The following is an 18,892-nucleotide window of genomic DNA, read 5'->3' as shown; positions in this document are numbered from 1 at the left end:
CAGACGGCAAGGCCGGGTGGAAGTTCACCAACTCCACCCGGCCTTGTCCTGCATACGGCCTCCATGCCTGCCCCACTCCGTGGAGCGGTCGTTCAGGAGTCAACACACATAAAGGGGAATCAGAAGTCGAAGTTGTCCGGATCGCTACCGTGGCGGACTCCGGAATCCATGGCGGAGATGGTCCTCATATCATCCTCGTCCAGGACGAAGTCGAAGACCCGGGCGTTCTCCTCGATCCGCTCCTTGTGGGTGGACTTGGGGATGACGATCAGACCCCGCTGAATGTGCCAGCGGAGAATGACCTGGGCCGGGGACCGATCGACCTTCCTGCAGATGGCCTCGAGCCTGGGATCGGTCAGGACGGATCCGCCCGTGCCGCCCAGCGGGCTGTAGGCCTCGACATCCACCCGGAGTTCCCCGTGGCAGTAGTCGATCAGCTCCTGGTTGACGAACTGGGGTGAGGACTCGACCTGGTCCACGGCCGGCTTGGTGGAACTGATGGAATGAAGCTCCTCCAGGTGGTGCTTCTGAAAGTTGCAGACCCCGATGGCCCGCACCCGGCGCTGGGTATAGAGCTCCTCCATATCCTCCCAGGCCTGCTGCCAACCCTCGGCAGGCCAGTGAATCAGGTAGAGGTCGATGTAGTCGGTGCCCAGCCTGTCCAGGCTCTCCTCGAAGGCCTCCCTGGTCCGACCGGCACGGATGTCGTCGTTCCACAACTTGGTGGTCAGGAAGATGTCCCGGCGCTTCAGCCCGGAATCGCGCATCCCCTGCCCCACGGACTCCTCATTGCCGTAGATCATCGCCGTGTCGATGTGGCGGTACCCGGCCTGGAGGGCCCAGGTCACCGCCTGGCTGGTGGCCTGCCCGTCCGGGGTCTGGAAGACGCCCAATCCCAGCTGGGGAATATCAACCCCATTGTTCAGGGTGATCATGGTGTCGGTGACGTTTTCACTCATACGGTTCCGCTCCTTGCTTGATTGTATTGAGCATGTAAACACAGTCTAAGTTCAATTACGCTTACTAACCAAAGACAAAAAATGACATCAAAAACAAAGTAGGCGCTTTAAAGAGCCCAAGCACTCGTAACTGTTTTACCTTGCCAATTAGACAACCTTTACCGTTATAAGAGAACGATATTGAATGCAAATACCCGCATGCCTGCCACAAGGTATACTTGATATGTGTGCACTTCAACTGGACGCCCCATTCCTGCAAGTAAGGTCAATCCCGGTGAGGGGAAACTTCCACGAATAGTAAGCCTTTTTTCTGGCGCGGGGGGCCTTGATTGGGGATTCCAAAAAGACAACTATGAAATAATCTTTGCCGTTGATAAAGATCCAGACGCTGTTGCTACTCACAAGAATGCCTTTCCTCAAACCTTCTGTGAACAAGCTGACCTTGTGGAAATGGGAGCAACAAAATTAGTCAAAGAAATTGCCAAGCACCTCACCCCTGGGGAATCGATAGGTGTTATAGGTGGGCCACCTTGTCAAGGATTCTCTCGTTCCAATACCAAATCCACAGCAGATGATCCCCGCAATCAATTACCAAGTTTATATCTGAATATTGTAAGTGAATTAGCCGCAAGTTATAATGTTGAGTTTATTGTATTTGAAAATGTTATTGGCATTAAGGACAAAAAGCACGAAAAAACGTTCAACGGAATTATAGATCAATTGCACAAACTCGGGCTGCATCAAGTTGTGAATGAACTTGATGCTTATAACTTTGGCGTACCGCAGCATAGGAATCGAGTTATTATAGCTGCCTTTGAATCCGAGACAGCGTTAAAAGCCTTTAAGCCTAAGCGTGAAATAACCGGCAATAAAACAGTACGAGAGACAATAGGCGACCTACCGAATCCATCGTTTTGTTGCCGAGGTAAAACTGTAGTGAATAAATTCCATCCAAACCACTGGACGATGCAACCAAAGTCTCCACGTTTTACCAACCCCGACAGTTTTTCAAACCAAAGTCGCAGCTTCAGAAAACTGGATTGGGACAGACCAAGTCCTACTGTTGCATATGGTCACCGTGAAATACATGTACATCCGAATGGGAAAAGGCGCCTAAGTATCTATGAAGCCTTACTGCTACAAGGCTTCCCGACAGAGTTTGAGCTGACGGGCAGCTTTTCTGCGCAAGTACAGCAAGTATCTAATGCCGTACCACCACCACTGGCGTATGCTCTAGCAGTCGCAATACAGCGAGCACTGGAAGTTGCGTGAAATGCAATTTGAAATGGCTGAAGAGCAAGATAGTTGTTTTAGGGCGACACCATGGGTTAACCAATTCCTGAATCTTGGAATTCAGTCATATAAGTTCTGTTTTGAAACAAATGGCATCCAGCCGAATGAGCAACTGATTATTGCAGTTTCTATACCTGTAAGAGATTTAGCATCTGTGCTAATCGCTACTGGATGGATGATGAAGGCATTCAAACCAAGCAGCGCTTCCGTCCAAGTCTCCCTCGAATCAATAAGGCCGGGTTCCTTTGTCAGAATGGCAACAAAAGACTATATAGTTGTTGGCAAACTACTTCGTCCCACAGTCGATCGTCTTTCTGTAGATGGAAGAACTTTCAAGACAAGCGTAGTCAAAGCAATAACACCCATAGACGAGACAGAACGTACCGGCAAGTACGACCTTCCTCCTGTTCCCTCATTCGGCCCCTTTACCAATTCGGAACAAGCGTGGATTTCGTATTTGTGCAATCCACCTCAAGGACTTACCTTAGTGGGCAGCAAAAGCAAGTTCAAAGATGAATTCGAGACACTAATTACCAGCAATGATGATACAAACTCGATCATCCGCATAGGTAGTATCGTGCTGCCGAAATTAGAGGAAAAGACCGCAACTGCAACCACTCGACTCTTCACGTCTGAAGAACTGACGCAAATCGAAGACATTCACAAATGTAAAACAGCGATATTCGATGGCACATCTGCTATCCATCAACTCGATGAGATTGATTGCCCCTTAGCAATCACCATCCTGGACCAAAGCGTGATCAATGAAAAAGCTACTGATTTTCTTTTACAAAAGCGCAATACCCGAGGAACACCAATAAGTCTGGAAAAAGAAATGTCCTGGAAGCCCACGGAAGGTATCAGAGCTCTGGCTTTTAAGGTACCACGATGAATAAACTGGAAACCATCAACGCTAAATACCGACTTGCTGACAACCCACATACTCTAGACATCGAACTTATACCAGTCTTTGATGATGTTGGCTCAAAAGTCGACCAGGTACTACGACAATTAATCATCTCGACTAAAGATTCAGAGTTGACTTTAGAACTTATTAATACAGTAAAAGCACTCAGAAGTCGCCTGATTACTGATATTCAACCCTCGGAATTCAACCCGCGGGTAGCCTATGCTGCGGATACTGCCGTTGAGGAAATAAAGAAATGCCACCTCGGTGTTAACACTGATACTCAACAACTTTTCGATTCCATAGAAAACCTATGCAACTATGTAAAAACGATTCCTTCCCCGATAGGTTCAGCTTTAGAAGATTGTATAAGAGAAATTGGCGAAGAGAATTGCGCTGTGCTTACTTCCAGCAAAGTAACGCAGTCCTCGGTATCTTCATGGTTTCAGTCGAAAGGCATTTCCACGCAGATCTTTTGCAAAGGAGATTTATCGGAAGTCAAAGATAACCTTGAACAACTTTACGTAGTCGGTCCTCCATTTTTTTACCCAACTTCATTATTATATTCACCCGTAAGTTCGCAGCTTACATTTCTTATGCCATCATGGTTCAAGATGCTGGACCTGCCACAGTCGCCTATGGACGAATTCTCTGAAGGCTTTATCCAATTACAACCAAAGAAACATCCTATGGGGCAAAGTCATGGGCTAGAATCAGATGAAAGGGTGGAAACCACTCCTCTATCTGAACAGGAACTACTCCCACAGCCTTACTGGCAAACATCTGAAATAAACAACACAGATTGTGGTGAAAATGATATAAAAGCTCACCTGACTATTCTCAGTGGGGATTTTGCCTGCTACTTAAGCGAACAGGACGAAGTACAGACGTTTGATCCGAATTCCACAACTGGAAGCCGACTCTCGAGGCTACAATTCGATATGTTGTGTCCTGGCGCTTTCCTTATTTTACGACATGATGAATATGGGCAAGGTTCCCTCTATGAAGAAGCTATAAACAGCTTTGGTGATAGGTCTCACGACATTCTGAGCACACAGTCTATTTGGAAAGAAGCCCTGCGGAAGTTGATTTCATCGCACAACAAGCAGCAGGTTGAGGAATTACTGAGAAATGCTCAAATCCATGCCTATACCCGAGCGGAAGAATGGGTTGCCACTGACGTGGATAGACCACAGCGCTCGATGGATTTCCGTTTGCTATTGAGACTTCTCAATTTGCCTGATCAACGTTATTTCGATAACGCGACACAGCTGCGCAGTAAACGACTAAGTCTGGGGCGGGAAGTACGACGTGCTTTGGAAAATGAGCTTGTTAATATCCCCTCCTCAACTCTCAAACAACTCGGGAGCAACGGCTACATCGAACTCAGTCCGAAGCAGGCGCAATTAAGGAATATGGTTGTTGCAAAGGTGCTGGCTATTTCTCCCTATGAACAAGTTGTACCTCGTCAAAAAACACATACCGCATTCTCACACGTCACAACTTGGTCAAAATGGGTAGAAGTGTGAGATACGGCTTTCAAGTTTGAATTGAACCTCAACTCTGTCATGTATATTGATTGTAATTGTTTTAGTCGTTGGCTGATTGGAGCACCATGGCGGGGGAAGAAGCACGTAAAATAATCGAGTCAGCAATCCGCAGAGAGTTGTACGGCCCAGACGACATCGACACTTGTTATGGAACTCCTTTAGATTGTTCTAGCGGTACTGTTGAATTCCTATCTAATGAAGAAACTGGTTCCGTCTATTACGACCAATCAACGGGACAAGAGATTCTGACACACAGCGATCCCCTACATCGATATGGAGTAGGAGTCCTGCACCCGGCATGTGCAAGCAAGGATAACCAAATCGATGAAGAGACCCCTATATGTGGCCTTCCTTCTCAGGAGAGTACCGTTGAACTAGCAGGACAAAAGTTCATAACTGAACCTGATGACAGCGTTGCAGATTCGGATGATTTTGATTTATCAGACGCCAATAAATACAAGCCGTCTTCAATGGCCATATCATTCAAGTGCAGAATACCGTCAACTGGTAGTTTTTTGATAACGGTTAAGGGTGCCTACTACGATAAATTAACCATCAGAAAACCCAATTATGCAAACACCTTTACGTGGTGGATTCGTCGACCTTTCAAACTTGAGGGACTGGTTACCCGTGAATTATTGATGAAGGAGCGACAGCTTACAGAAATTGTAATTATGCCGGAAGATGCGGACCAAATTCCTCGAGTAAAACCCACTGCACAGTTTTTTTCCAGGACACTTCCCAAGGAAACAGACCAAGATAGCCGGTTGGTCACAGTTTCTATCAGTAATACAACGTCTGCGTATGGCCCGGAGAATGCCTTGTTCCAAGCGCATTTCCAGATTGAGGCAACGGGAGATGCCACATTTCAGCCCTACCCAGAAGAGCAACACTCAATCATAACCCCTGAAGAAGAGACAATCAATCTTCTCTATCGCAAGCAATTAACGTATGCCGTTGGACACGGCTGCGCAGCCACATGGAAAGAGTCATCAACTGTCAATCGGATAAATGCCGAGCCAATGCCATACTACGAGGTGCCTAATCTTACGCCGGACATCAGTATTCCTGAGACTGAAAAGAAATTGCAAGTGAGCATGCGCGAACTCGCGATGGGTACTGATACAGGAAATAATCAGGTTCAACAGTTACTGAGTCTATATGAGAATTGGATTGAACAAGAAGAGAAGACAGCAACCGGACTTGGAAATGTTTATCAATCGGCTGCTAAGAGGAATTTACAATTATGCAAAACCGCTTTGCGAAGAATGCAAGACGGATGGAAATTAGTCATAAAGGACAATAAGTCTGATACCGCGCAAGCGTTTAGATGGATGAATCAGGCGATGCTATATCAGCAGCTCCATTCCAGATTACCGCTTAGAAAAGTTACTTACTCCAAAGAGGGCACAGGTACTTTCAATCCTCATTTTTCAGAGTTCTCGCCATTACCAGATTTGCCAGTTCAACCTGGGCTGGGAAATTGGCGACCGTTCCAGATAGCATTTATTTTGGCCATTTTACCTGAATTAGTAGATAAAACACAGCCAACCAGGTCGACGGTCGACCTTATTTATTTCCCCACTGGTGGTGGTAAAACTGAAGCCTACTTGGGTGCCAGTGCATTCAGCTTGCTGTTGAGAAGACTGAAAGACCCAGAAGACTGCGGAACCGATACCATTATGCGGTACACTCTGAGACTCCTCACAACACAGCAATTTCAGCGTGCAGCTTCGCTTATTTGCGTTTTAGAAAGAATTAGGGCTGATAATCCATCTGTTCTTGGCGAAAAATCGTTCAGCATAGGCGCTTGGCTGGGTGGATCCACTACCCCGAATCACAAGAAAGACGCGATAAAAAGCTTGGAAAAGATGTATGAACGCGACACAGCCAATCCGTTCCTTCTTCTTCGTTGTCCCTGGTGTGGCGCTCAAATGGGACCAGTTAGACGTCCGCATCGCAGAGGCGGAAATAACATCTTTGGCTATGAAAAAAGCAAGGGAAGTGTTCGTTTCCGCTGTGCTGATCCAAACTGCTGGTACTCGCATAAGGAGCATGGCTTACCAATTTATGTTGTAGACGAAGATATTTACGAGCAAAAACCATCAATTGTTATTGGAACAGTAGATAAATTTGCCATGTTAGCTTGGGTGCCTGAGGCAAAGAGCATATTTGGCAGAGATGGACTCGGAAAGCAACAGTGCACTCCGCCGAACTTGATTATCCAGGATGAGCTTCATCTCATCTCTGGCCCGCTTGGTTCTATGATCGGCCTGTATGAGCCTGTAATTGACGAACTGTGTACTGATCATCGCGATAAGGCGACACCTCCTGTTCCTCCGAAGATTATTGCTTCCACAGCAACAGCTAGACGTTACGAAGAACAGATATTGGCTTTGTATGGCAGAGAAGTCGAACAAACGGCTATTTTCCCGCCACATGGACTTGAAGAGGGACACTCTTTCTTCGCTGAACCGGAAGTCGACGATGAAGGGTTGCCCACGCCAGGCAGAAGATATCTTGGAATTTTTAGCGCTTCTCTGGGGTCAACCCAAACAGTTCAAGTCCGTGTAGCCGCTTCCACTCTTGAGGCTGCCTTAAATATCCCCAAAGAAAACCGTGATGGTTATTGGACGAATCTGAACTTCTTCAACAGCCTTCGCGAATTGGGTAATACTGTCACTTTACTTCAGTCAGATGTGCCTGACTACCTCACGGGCTTGAGAAACCGGGATCATCTGAGTGAGATACGCTGGCCAAGACAGATCTTAGAGCTTACAAGTCGAAAGCGAAATGATGAAATCCCTAGGGCCATTGAACAACTTGCGGTACCTTACGGAAACAATAACAGTAGTATAGACATTTGCCTGTCTTCGAACATCATTGAGGTTGGAATTGATATTGACCGATTAGGTCTAATGACTATTGTGGGGCAGCCAAAGACGACAGCGCAATATATTCAAGTAAGCGGTCGAGTCGGCAGAAAACCGAACATCTCACCCGGTTTGGTCATCACTATTTATGGCGCTTCAAAACCTCGGGACCGTAGTCATTTCGAACATTTCCAAACGTATCATGAACGTCTGTATGCACAAGTGGAACCGACATCAGTTACACCATTCGCACATCCGGTCCTTAAGAGAGCGCTTCATGCTGCGATTCTGGCATATATTCGTCAGACCAACTCGTCGGATATGAAACCATATCCGTTCCCTAAGTCAGAATTCAATCAAGCTGCTCAAGTAATCATAAAACGAGCAGAGCTGTCCGACCCGTCCTCCAAACAGGATGTAATTGCTGAAATCGACAGAATTCAACAAAACTGGGAAAACGGGGAAAGAACTGAATGGTCCGCAAATCCTCATGGCGGAAATCCGAAGCAGGGCCTTATGATGTATGCAGGGTTGAAGAACAACGCCGATTCACAGGCCCTTGTGTGGGAAGTGCCAACTAGCATGCGCAATGTCGACGCTGAATGTGAACTGGAAATATCACTATCTTATGCAGCAGAAGATGGCCGGGGTAAAGATAATCAGGAGCAGGTCAGATGACAAAAGGAAAAATCAGGCGGTCCCAACTTATTACCCCCTTTGGGGTTGGTGCGATGAGTACGCTAGTGGATGGAACCTCAGTCATCACAGCAGGCCTTGATTATTGGTACACAGACGGCAGCCACCAAACTAAACCTAATACAACCGAGTTTGAAATACATGATTGGAGGCTGGAACAACGACTAGGAGTTGGATCATTTCGCCTGCCACCTGATTATCGGGATTCGGACATCTCTAAAGCTGATTCTACCTATAGAATCCATGTCCCAGTGCTTCGCTTTCCTCGCTGGCATTTTTGCATGTACTGCAAACGACTAGAATTGGTTCCGCTGACAGCTATTGAACCAGCAACATGCGACTGCCGACAATCCAAAACTCGGATGTCACAAGTACCGTTTGTGGCAATTTGTGCAGAAGGACATATTACTGATTTTCCTTTTAATGAATGGGTACATCGAACAGATAACCCCAACTGTTCAGGACCACTCAGACTCAAATCGCACGGTGGAGGAAGTTTGGAAGGACAGGTAGTTGAATGCGATACCTGCAAGAGAACTCGCACGCTGCGTGGCATCACATCAGCGCACCTCAGTTCGGTGACTAATGAAGAATCAACTGATTTAAGTTCCCGACTTAACGAGGATGGCAGACCGTTTCTTTGCAGAGGGGCAGAGCCGTGGCTCCAGCTTAAAGAAACCCGATGCGGTCAACAACTTCAGGGAGCTCTAAGATCAGCTGGAAATATTTACTTCCCGAAAGTTGAATCATCAATTTTTATTCCTTACCAGAATGATCCAGCGGATGAGGATCTACTAAACATAGTAGGTAGCACTAATTTTCACTCGGCCATTTCGCTGATTCAGTTTTTATTAGCGGATAACACCATTAATGAACAACAGATCCCATCTATCCTAAGAAACTCCAACAAGGATGTCTTATCTAATTTTGACGACAATCAAATACTCGCTGCTGTAAAAAACATCGCAGGACCTCTGACACAGGAGCCAATATCATCCAATCCTGTCTTAGAAACCACTAATCAAGTTCCTCAAGAGAAGGTTCTTTCCGATAGAAATACATGGAGATTCCCTGAATACGAATACTTGAGAGAAACTCCTTCGCATTCATATCTCCGTTGCCAAAATCCTGAAACTCCTAAACCCCTATTGGCATATCTTGATAGGGTCCGGCAAGTCACTACTCTTCAGGAAACTCGTGCACTGCGTGGATTTACTCGGTTACGCGATACACATCTTGGCTTGGATAAGGGTAAGAGGTTGATGCGTCGTAAACCCATCAACTCACAGTTAGAAGATTGGCTTCCCGCCTGTGTCGTCAAAGGGGAGGGGATATACCTTGAACTGAATAAGGATAGATTATCGAACTGGGAGAAACGACCAGACGTTGTACACCGGAGCAGTCTGATCAACACAAGGTATGCTGAGGCTGTCAAAAGCAGCGGACTAGAACCGAGGGAATTTACTCCACGTTTCGTCCTACTGCATACATTGAGCCATATTCTCATTAATCAACTCGTTTTCACGTGCGGATATAGTTCCGCTGCCCTTCGGGAAAGGTTATATGCTTCCACCAAGGTCGGTGAAGAAATGGGTGGTTTACTTATATATACTGCGGCAGGTGATTCCGACGGCACACTTGGAGGGTTGGTTAGGATGGCGACCACTGATCGACTATTGGAGGTATTTGCCAGAGCAATCGATAATGCGCGTTGGTGCTCAACAGACCCAGTATGTATGGATTCCGGTGAGCAAGGGCAGGGCCCAAATTCTTGCAATCTGGCAGCTTGCCATGGTTGTGCACTATTGCCTGAGACATCATGCGAGGAATTTAACCGATTCCTAGATCGTGGATTGTTAATAGGAACGTTCACACACACTGACATGGGTTACTTCTCAGATCTTGTATTGTCCTGAGTTAAGTTCTTTGTTCCTCCCAACCGACTATTTTGTCTTACCATTCTCATGACAAAATTAAGATTGAAAAAAATGGTGCCATATTGAAATAGTGATTCATATTTCTTGAATCTTGCTTCTAAGGAAAACCCGCGAACCAGTGGGCTCAACCATGTAAACTTAATATAATCTGGTGTATCACCAATCTCAGGACCCCGAGGAGGACGCTATGGCATTTGAAGACCAGCCCCAAGGAAACCAGGACTTCAACACGTTCAACCAGCAGCAGGGCCAATATGGGCAACAGCCGTACGGGCAGCAGAACCAGCAGACCCAGTACGCCCCCCAGGGACAGTATGCACCGCAGGGCCAGTACAACCAGGCCGCTTATACGCAGGCCCCGGCCATGCAGATGCCACAGCCCCAGGCAGTGCCCTCGGCGCCGATCAACACCGACTCCACCTCTTCCTTCGAGAAGGCGGAGCGGATTTCCATGTCCCGTGCTTACGGTGAGATGGCCATCGGCCTGCTGGTCACGGCGGTGGTGGCCTACCTGACAGCCACCTCCGGACTGCTGTACGCCTTCGTCATGGCCACAGGGACCATTGGCTGGATCGGCTTGGCCCTGGTCCAGGTGGCCTTTGCCGTCTTCCTGAGCGCCAGGGTCATGAAGATGCGGACATCGACGGCCAGGGTCATGTTCTACCTTTATGCCGCCCTGATGGGCTTCACCCTGAGCAGCATATTCGTCACCTACTCCCTACCCGCCATCCTGCTGACCCTGGTGGTCTGCGCAGGGTTCTTCTTCGTGCTGAGCATGCTGGGACTGACCACGCGGAGGAACTTGATGGGCATGGGTTCCGTCTTCCTGGTCGCCCTGCTCTTCCTGATCGTGGTCCAGGTGGCGCTGATGTTCCTGGCCCCCTCGAACACGGCGCTGAAGGTGGTCGCCGGTGTCGGCATCGTCCTCTTCGCCGGGCTGACCATCTACGACGCCCAGCAGACCAAGCTCATCTTCGCGGCCTATGAGAACCAGGGAACCGAGGTCATCAAGAAGGTCTCCATCCTCTGCGCCCTGAACCTCTACTTGGACTTCGTCAACCTCTTCATCTACATCCTGGAACTGGTGGGCAACCGCAACTGAGCGGAGCTGCAACCGGCCATAAGCCGGGGTGGTCGGACCTGAACCGGCCGCCCCGGCTGTTTTGGTGCGCGAATTCAGGCACCCGTCACAATCCGGCCACGGATCAGCCCACCCGACCCGGACCTGGATAAAGGGCCGGCCATGATAGCCGTCGTCCATTGCGACCAGGCCATCTCCACCAGTCCTCGTTGTAATCGCGCCCGACCGAGAGAGACCTACCGCTCCCCCATCAGGTTGCGCAACACGTACTGGAGGATGCCCCCGTTGCGGTAGTACTCGGCCTCACCGGGGGTGTCAATGCGAACCTTGGCCCGGAAACCGACGGATTGACCGTCCCGGCGGAGGGCCGTGACCCTGACCTGATCGGGTATCTCCCGGTTGATGTCTTCAACCCCCTCGAAGCTGTATGTCTCCGTCCCGTCCAGACCAAGGCTCTCGGCCGACTGGTTTTGGGGGAATTGGAGGGGCAGGACACCCATGCCGATCAGATTGCTGCGGTGAATGCGCTCGAAGGACCGGGCAAGGACCACCTTGACCCCCAGCATCATGGTCCCCTTGGCGGCCCAGTCGCGCGAAGAACCCGTCCCATACTCCTTCCCGGCCAGGATGACCAGGGGAACACCCTGACCGGCATAATCCCGGGAGGCCTCGAAAATGGTGGTCGGCCGCTTGGCCAGGAAGTCATAGGTGAACCCGCCGGGCCTGACCTCCTGCCCCACCGAGGCCAGGAGCTGGTTGCGCAGCCGGATGTTCCCGAAGGTGCCACGGACCATGACCTCATGGTTGCCACGCCGCGACCCATAGGAATTGAAGTCCTTGGGGGCGATGCCATGCTCCTCCAGGTATCGGCCGGCAGGGCTCTCGACCTTGATGGCACCCGCCGGGGAGATGTGGTCCGTGGTGACCGAGTCGCCCAGGAGGGCCAGGACCCTGGCCCCCTCGATGTCCCGGAGGGGGTCGGGGGCGGCGGCCATCCCGTCGAAGAAGGTCTGCCTGCGCACGTAGGTGGAGTCAGGGTCCCAGGTGAAGAGCCGGCCGGAGGGGACATCCAGCCCCAACCAGTGCTGGTCCCCCCTGAAGACCTGGGCATAGTCCTTCGAATACATGTCACGGTCCAGGGTCCGGTCGATGACCTCCTGGACCTCCCTGTTGGAGGGCCAGATGTCTCGCAGGTAGACCGGGTGCTGGTCAGGGGACTCTCCCAGAGGTTCCCTGACCAGGTCCATGTTCATGGAACCCGCCAGGGCGTAAGCCACGACCAGGGGCGGCGAGGCCAGGTAGTTCATCTTCACGTCAGGGCTGATCCTGCCCTCGAAGTTCCTGTTCCCCGAGAGGACGGCGGTCATGGCCAGGTCGTGCTCATTGATGGCCCGGGAGATGGCCGGGTCTAGGGGGCCGGAGTTGCCGATGCAGGTGGCGCAGCCGTAGCCCACCAACTCGAAGCCCAGGGCATCCAGGTCCTCGGTCAGTCCGGCCCGGTCCAGGTAGTCGGTGACCACTTGGGAGCCCGGGGCCAGGGAGGTCCTGACCCAGGGCTTGGGCCTGAGCCCCAGGGCACGGGCCTTGCGGGCCAGGAGACCGGCCGCCACCATGACCGAGGGGTTGGAGGTATTGGTGCAGGAGGTGATGGAGGCGATGACCACGGCCCCGTTGGCCAGGTCGAAGTCGCCGTGGGTCTTGGTGTGGACCGGGACCGGCTCATGGTCGGTGGCCGAGGTCTCGTAGTCGGGAAGTGCGGCCTGGTAGGCCTGCCTGGACTGGTCCAGGGCAATCCTGTCCTGGGGACGCTTGGGGCCGGCGATGGAGGGCCTGACCGTGGACAGGTCCAGCTCCATGGTCTCGGAGTACACGGGTTCCGTGTAGTTCGGGTCATCGGGGTCGTGCCAGAGCCTGTTGGCCTTGGCGTAGGCCTCGACCAGGGCAACCTGGTCCTCGCTCCGACCGGTCAGCCTCAGGTAGTCCAGGGTCACCCCGTCGATGGGGAAGATACCGCAGGTGGAGCCGAACTCCGGGCTCATGTTCCCCAGGGTGGCCCGGTTGGCCAGGGGCACCTGGTCCAGGCCCCGGCCGTGGAACTCCACGAACTTGCCCACGACCCCATGCTCCCGGAGCATCTGGGTGACGGTCAGGACCACGTCGGTGGCCGTGACCCCCTCGGGGATGGAACCGGTCAGCTTGAAACCGACCACCCTGGGCACCAGCATGGAGATGGGCTGGCCCAGCATGGCCGCCTCGGCCTCGATACCACCCACGCCCCATCCCAGGACTCCCAGCCCGTTGACCATGGTGGTGTGCGAGTCCGTCCCCACGCAGGAGTCCAGGTAGGCCAGGGGTCGCCCACCTGGCTGATCCGACTCCTTGCGCATGACCACCTGGGCCAGGTATTCGATGTTGACCTGGTGGATGATGCCGGTCCCGGGGGGTACCACCCGGAAGTTCCGGAAGGCCTGCTGCCCCCAGCGCAGGAACTGGTAACGTTCCCGGTTGCGCTGATACTCCAGGTCCATGTTGTGCTCGATGGCCCCGGGCACCCCGGCCAGGTCGATCTGGACCGAGTGGTCGATGACCATCTGGACGGGCACCAGGGGGTTGATGACCTCGGGGTCACCGCCCAGGTCCTTGACGGCATCCCGCATGGTGGCCAGGTCGACGATGCAGGGGACTCCGGTAAAGTCCTGCATGACCACCCGGCTGGGCGAGAACTGGATCTCATGGATGGGCTCGGCTTCCGGGTCCCAGCCCAGGAGGGCATCCACCTGGTCATCGGTGATGTTGATTCCGTCCCGGTTGCGGACCAGATTCTCGACCAGTACACGCAGGCTGTAGGGCAGATGGTCCAGGCCGGGCAGGTCGGCGATGCGGTAGTAGTCGAACTCCCGATCCCCCACCCGGAGTCTGGACAGTCCCTGTTCGGTCGGCCTGTCAGTCATGGGCATATCCTCCTCGTGCAGTCCCATGCACCCTGCCGATGATGCCTGCCTGCAAGGCGAAGGAACCGACTTGGACAGCCACCCGGGGGAACGGGACACCGTTGGAATATGCTCCCTGTTCTACCGCCCGTGTGTTAACTGGCGTATGAACCGCACACATGGCGGATACGCCAACACCACCAGGGCCATGAGGACGGCCCCCGCCAGGACGAATACGATGGTCAGGGCCAGGCCCCGCCCCTGGGGCAGGGTGATGGCGAAGAACCGGGCCACCAGGGGTATGAAGGCCCCGATGACCCCCGCCGCGGCAAAGACCAAGACCAGGAGGCCACGCCAGGAACGCAGGGGGCGGGCCACCTGGGCCAGGACCAGAACCCCCATGAAGAAGAGGATGATGGCACAGATGGACCGCAGACCGGTCAAATCCGCCGAATCGGACCTGTTCAGACCCAGGATGCCGGGCAGGGTCCAGGCAGCGACCAGGATGGTCAGCCCGGTGGCCAGTCCCGACGGGAGGGCAAAGGCGACGACACGCTTCAGAAAGCCGGGCCGGTAGCGCCGGGTGTTCGGGGCCAGGGCCAGGAAGAAGGCGGGGGTGCCGATGGTCAGGGCACCGATATAGGTGATATGCCGGGGCAGGTAGGGGAAGGGGATGGCCGTCAGGACCACACCCAGGGAAATCAGGGCCGAGTAGACGGTCTTGACCAGGAAGAGACCAGCCACCCGTTCCATGTTGGCCATGACCTGACGCCCTCTGGCCACCACGTCGGGCAGATGGGAGAACTTGGAATCCACCAGGACCACCTCGGCCACGGCCTTGGTGGCCGGGGCCGCATTCCCCATGGCGATGCCCAGGTCGGCCTCCTTCAGGGCCAAGGAGTCATTGACCCCGTCCCCGGTCATGGCCACGGTATGACCACCCAGATGCAGGGCCTGGACGATGGCCTTCTTCTGGTCTGGCAGGACCCGGCCCAGCACATCCACCCGCTCCAGGACCTCGGCCAGTTCCTCCAGGTCCTCCGGCAGTTTCCGGGCATCCATGGCCCGGGGCTTGGCGGCACCGGTCAGGCCCACCTTGCCGGCGATGGCCGCGACCGTGGCGGGGTTGTCGCCGGAGATGATCCGGCAGCGCACGCCCTGCTCCCTGAACCAGGCCAGGGTGGGGGCGGCATCATCCCGAATTCGCTCGGAACAGGTGATCAGGGCCATGGGTACCAGGTCTGTGGGCAGGGACCCGGCCTCCTGGAAGTAATCCGATCTCAGGTCGCCGGCAGGCACCTGCCCACCGTCCGCCAGCATCAGCACACGGTAGCCGGAGTCGGCCAGACCAGCCACCTGCGAATCCACCTGGGGGTGGGCATCAGGCCGGGTGGCCATCAGCACCTCTGGAGCCCCGAAGTACCAGAGCCTGCCGGACTGGTCGAGGATGGCGCTCCACTTCCTGGCCGAAGAGAAGGGAAGACGGGCCTTGACCGTCCCGGAGGGGAGAACCTGGGGCAGCCCCTCCATGATGGCCCGGCCTGTGGCATTGGGATTCTCCTCCGCACAGACATCGACCAGGGGCTGGCTCAGAACAGCTTCCCCCTCCTTGCCTGAACCGTCGAGGAGGTGGATGGCATCAAAGACGATGCCCCCGTCGGTGATGGTCCCGGTCTTATCTAGGTTGAGGGCATCGACCCGGGCCAGGGTCTCCACCGACTCCATCTGCTGGACCAGGGTCTGCTTCCTGGCCAGGCGGATGGCGGCAAGGGCGAAGTTCAGAGAGGTCAGGAGGACCAGACCCTCGGGAATCATGCCGACCACCCCGGCCACGGCCGAGACGACGGCCTGCCGCCAGGTCCCGTTGGCCAGTGCGGTCTGAAACCCACCCACCGTGCGCATCTGGGTGAAGATCAGGAGGATGCACAGGGGCACCACCACGACGGTCATGACCTTGAGGATGGTGTTGATCCCCTCGTTCAGGTCGGAGTGCACCTTCTTGAAGACCTTGGCCTTGGCGGTCAGGGTGGCCGCGTAGGAACCCGCCCCGACGGCCGTGACCCTGGCCAGGGCCATGCCGGAGACCGCCGTTGAACCCGAGTAGGCCTTGTCATCCGTCTGCTTGCGAACGGTCCTGGATTCCCCCGTCAGCATGGACTCATCCAGTTCCAGACCATAGGATTCCACGATGCGGGCATCTGCGGGAATCTGGTCACCCGAACGGATCCACAACAGGTCATCCCTGACGATGGCATCGTGGGAGACCCGCAGATCGGATCCCTCCCGATGAACGTAGTAGTCCGAAGCCACCAGGATGGAGAGGTTGTCCAGGGTGCGCTTGGCCTTGAGCTCGGTGGCGATGCCTATCCCGGTGTTGATGATGATGACCAGGCCGAAGACGGCATCCTTCCACTGACCGGTCAGGAGGACCACCACCATGGCCCCCAGGATGATGGCGTTGAAGAGCGTGAAGACGTTGGCCCGGATGATCTGCCCCAGCGTCCTGGATGACCGTTCCTCGGTCCTGTTGACCTGTCCGGCCTCCAGGCGCTCCTCCACCTGGACACTGGTCAGCCCCGGTTCCCCGACCTGGGGGAAGGAGGGGATCCTGTCTTTTCTGCCGTCACTCATGCCGATCCTCCACCTGACCCAGAGTGACCCGCAGAGTACGGGCATGCGGGCCGTCATCGATGATGTTCTGCAGGGCATCGGCCAGGAGTACCGGCTTGCCCCTGTCTGTACCGGCCTCCAGGCTGAGGGTGGCGGCGTAGTAGACGCCGCCAGGACCGCCCTCCCAGGTGGCCCCCCGCTCCGGAATGACGGCCACGGGTATCCCGGCCTTTCTGGCCTGGGACAGGGATGGAATCCAATCTCCCTCCGCCGGGGCATCCAGGAGAATCAGCTTGACTCCACGGTTGACGGCATCCTCCACACCCGCCTGCTGGTCCCGGGCCGAGGCCGCCTGCCAGTAGTACCCATCCATGCGCTGGCCCTTGAGGGAGGCCAGAATCCGGCTGTCCACGTCCTTGGGAGCCGTACCGGACGACGAAGAGGGCCGACCGATCAGGGATACCAGCACATTGGAGCGGTCCACCCCATCATGGTCCACGGTGGATGGCTGCCAGGTATCACCCACAGCCTTGTGGGAGGGTGCACAGCCCGTCAAGAGACCAACCAGAATCAAGGCCAGGACCAGAACCAGGGGAATACGTGCCTTACGCCGCCTGCGGACGGGCAGAATCGGAGCACCGGACCTGCCCGGTCCGCCCGTTCCGCACGTCATTCCTGCCATCAACGGTATTCTAGACGAAAACCGATCCTCCCGCCGGAAATGCGCCATCCGCTGAGGTTCATCCGGTGAGATGATGGCGACCTTCACCTCGTGGCCTACCTGGTGAAGACGGCCATGGTCTCCACATGGTGGGTCATGGGGTAGATATCGTAGGCATGGATGTGGGCCAGCTTGTACCCGAGCGAGGTCAGTGTCCCTGCATCCCTGGCCAAACTGGTGGGGTCACAGGACACGTAGATGATGGTCGAGGGACCGGCCTGGTCCAGGAGCCTGCACACCGCGGCCCTGGCACCGGCCCGCGGCGGGTCCAGGAGGACCAGGTCCGGATGGGCCAGCGTCTTGGGAATCCCATGCCTGAGCACACCTTCCACATCGCCTCGTCTGACCGTGGCATTGGCCAGGCCTGCATCGGCAAGGTTCTTCCGGGCCCTGGCCACGGCCCCCGCCGCACCTTCCACGGCCAGGATCCGCGCCTTCCCCTGGAAGTCCGCGGCCATGGGAAGGGTGAAGAGGCCGGCACCGGAATAGAGGTCCCAGATGACCGGGGCCATCTTCCCCGCAAGCCACTGCCTGATCTGGGTCAGGACCGTGCCGGAGAGAAGGCCCGGCGCCAGGCGGTGCACCTGCCAGAACCCGTCCGCATCAACCTGGTAGGTGAAGGTGGCCTCATCGGCCTGATCGGTACGTGGCCGGACCTGCTCGGTCAGGGGGTCGGTCCCCTCCTTGGTTTTTCCGTTGACCAGCAAGGCGAAGTTCTCCCCATCCACCTGACCGTCAGGAGGCTCAGGCACGGCCATCCGTATCCTGCTTCCGGGGTCGAATCCCCCATCCCAGAGACCAAGCCTGTCCGCCTTGTCCAGGAGTCGCTTGGAGGCCAGGGGCATGGTCTCCAGGGCTATCCTGTCATGGGAACCACGTCGCCGCATGGAAGGCCTGCCCCGGTCATCCGCCACCAGGTCGATACGGGTCCGCCAGTGCAGACCATCCCGGCAGGTGCCGTCATCGGGGCGGGTGATGGGCACCTCGAGGTGGATGCCGCCCAGTCGTTCCATCTGCTGTCTGATCAGGTCGGCCTTCCAGGCCAGTTGCCCGGACAGGGAGACATGTATCAGGTCGGCGCCTCCCAAGCCGCCACCCCAGGCCAGGGGGCCGGCCAGGCGCCATACCGGTTCCCTTCGGTCGGGACTGGCCTCCAGGACCTCGGTCACCTCGCCGGTGCAGAACCTGTCCTGCCGCTTGTGGGGCTCATCCAACCTGACCCGGACCAGTTCGCCCGGGAGGGCAAAGCGGACAAAGACCACGCGCCCGTCCAGATGGGCCACGCACCGGCCCTGGTCAGCATATCGTTCCATGCGAAGCTCAACGCCCATACTC

11 protein-coding genes are annotated in these 18,892 nt (G+C 54.8%); 6 read left to right on the top strand and 5 right to left on the bottom strand.

All coding sequences use genetic code 11. From position 1 onward, the window contains the following. Window positions 1-119: 119 nt before the first annotated feature. Window positions 120-959 (bottom strand): aldo/keto reductase, encoded by an 840-nt coding sequence (locus AACP59_RS00890; protein ID WP_297317206.1) that lies wholly within the window; start codon window positions 957-959, stop codon window positions 120-122. A gap of 225 nt (window positions 960-1,184) precedes the next feature. Between AACP59_RS00890 and AACP59_RS00885 the strand changes: the two genes are divergently transcribed. The 6 genes from AACP59_RS00885 (at window position 1,185) to AACP59_RS00860 (ending at window position 11,317) form a co-directional block, all read left to right on the top strand. Then, window positions 1,185-2,231 (top strand): DNA cytosine methyltransferase, encoded by a 1,047-nt coding sequence (locus AACP59_RS00885; protein ID WP_339349404.1) that lies wholly within the window; start codon window positions 1,185-1,187, stop codon window positions 2,229-2,231. A gap of 13 nt (window positions 2,232-2,244) precedes the next feature. Beyond that, entirely contained in the window at window positions 2,245-3,144 is a 900-nt protein-coding gene (locus AACP59_RS00880; RefSeq protein WP_339349402.1) for a hypothetical protein, read from the top strand. After that, a complete protein-coding gene (locus tag AACP59_RS00875; protein WP_339349401.1) occupies window positions 3,141-4,688 on the top strand; it encodes a DISARM anti-phage system protein DrmE domain-containing protein in 1,548 nt (515 codons plus the stop codon). Before AACP59_RS00880 ends, AACP59_RS00875 begins: the two co-directional genes overlap by 4 nt. Before the next feature lie 86 nt (window positions 4,689-4,774). Continuing rightward, window positions 4,775-8,260 carry a helicase-related protein gene (locus AACP59_RS00870; RefSeq protein WP_339349400.1) on the top strand — a complete coding sequence of 1,162 codons (3,486 nt, stop codon included), beginning with the start codon at window positions 4,775-4,777 and terminating at the stop codon, window positions 8,258-8,260. Continuing rightward, complete coding sequence (gene drmB / locus AACP59_RS00865; RefSeq protein ID WP_339349399.1) at window positions 8,257-10,194, top strand: DrmB family protein; 1,938 nt, start codon at window positions 8,257-8,259, stop codon at window positions 10,192-10,194. Before AACP59_RS00870 ends, drmB begins: the two co-directional genes overlap by 4 nt. Window positions 10,195-10,402: 208 nt before the next feature. After that, window positions 10,403-11,317, top strand: coding sequence for a Bax inhibitor-1/YccA family protein (locus tag AACP59_RS00860; protein ID WP_339349398.1), 915 nt, complete (start codon window positions 10,403-10,405; stop codon window positions 11,315-11,317). A 215-nt stretch (window positions 11,318-11,532) separates the two neighbouring features. Here AACP59_RS00860 and acnA read toward each other — a convergent pair whose 3' ends face one another. From acnA to AACP59_RS00840, 4 genes are all read right to left on the bottom strand, one after another. Then, a complete protein-coding gene (gene acnA / locus AACP59_RS00855; protein ID WP_339349396.1) occupies window positions 11,533-14,247 on the bottom strand; it encodes an aconitate hydratase AcnA in 2,715 nt (904 codons plus the stop codon). A gap of 120 nt (window positions 14,248-14,367) precedes the next feature. Beyond that, window positions 14,368-16,857, bottom strand: coding sequence for an HAD-IC family P-type ATPase (locus AACP59_RS00850; protein WP_339349394.1), 2,490 nt, complete (start codon window positions 16,855-16,857; stop codon window positions 14,368-14,370). Further along, the gene (locus AACP59_RS00845) at window positions 16,850-17,518 is read right to left on the bottom strand and encodes a type 1 periplasmic-binding domain-containing protein (protein WP_339349393.1); all 669 of its coding nucleotides are present in this window, start codon (window positions 17,516-17,518) and stop codon (window positions 16,850-16,852) included. Before AACP59_RS00845 ends, AACP59_RS00850 begins: the two co-directional genes overlap by 8 nt. A gap of 95 nt (window positions 17,519-17,613) precedes the next feature. Further along, window positions 17,614-18,888, bottom strand: a complete 1,275-nt coding sequence (locus tag AACP59_RS00840) for a class I SAM-dependent RNA methyltransferase (RefSeq protein ID WP_297316406.1) — start codon at window positions 18,886-18,888, stop codon at window positions 17,614-17,616. Window positions 18,889-18,892: the final 4 nt, after the last annotated feature.

Origin of the sequence: Bifidobacterium indicum, assembly GCF_036987015.1 — a bacterium.
Taxonomy (GTDB): Bacteria; Actinomycetota; Actinomycetes; order Actinomycetales; family Bifidobacteriaceae; genus Bombiscardovia; species Bombiscardovia indica.
Note: the sequence above shows the minus strand (reverse complement) of the source record. Positions and strands in the feature narration are given on the sequence as shown.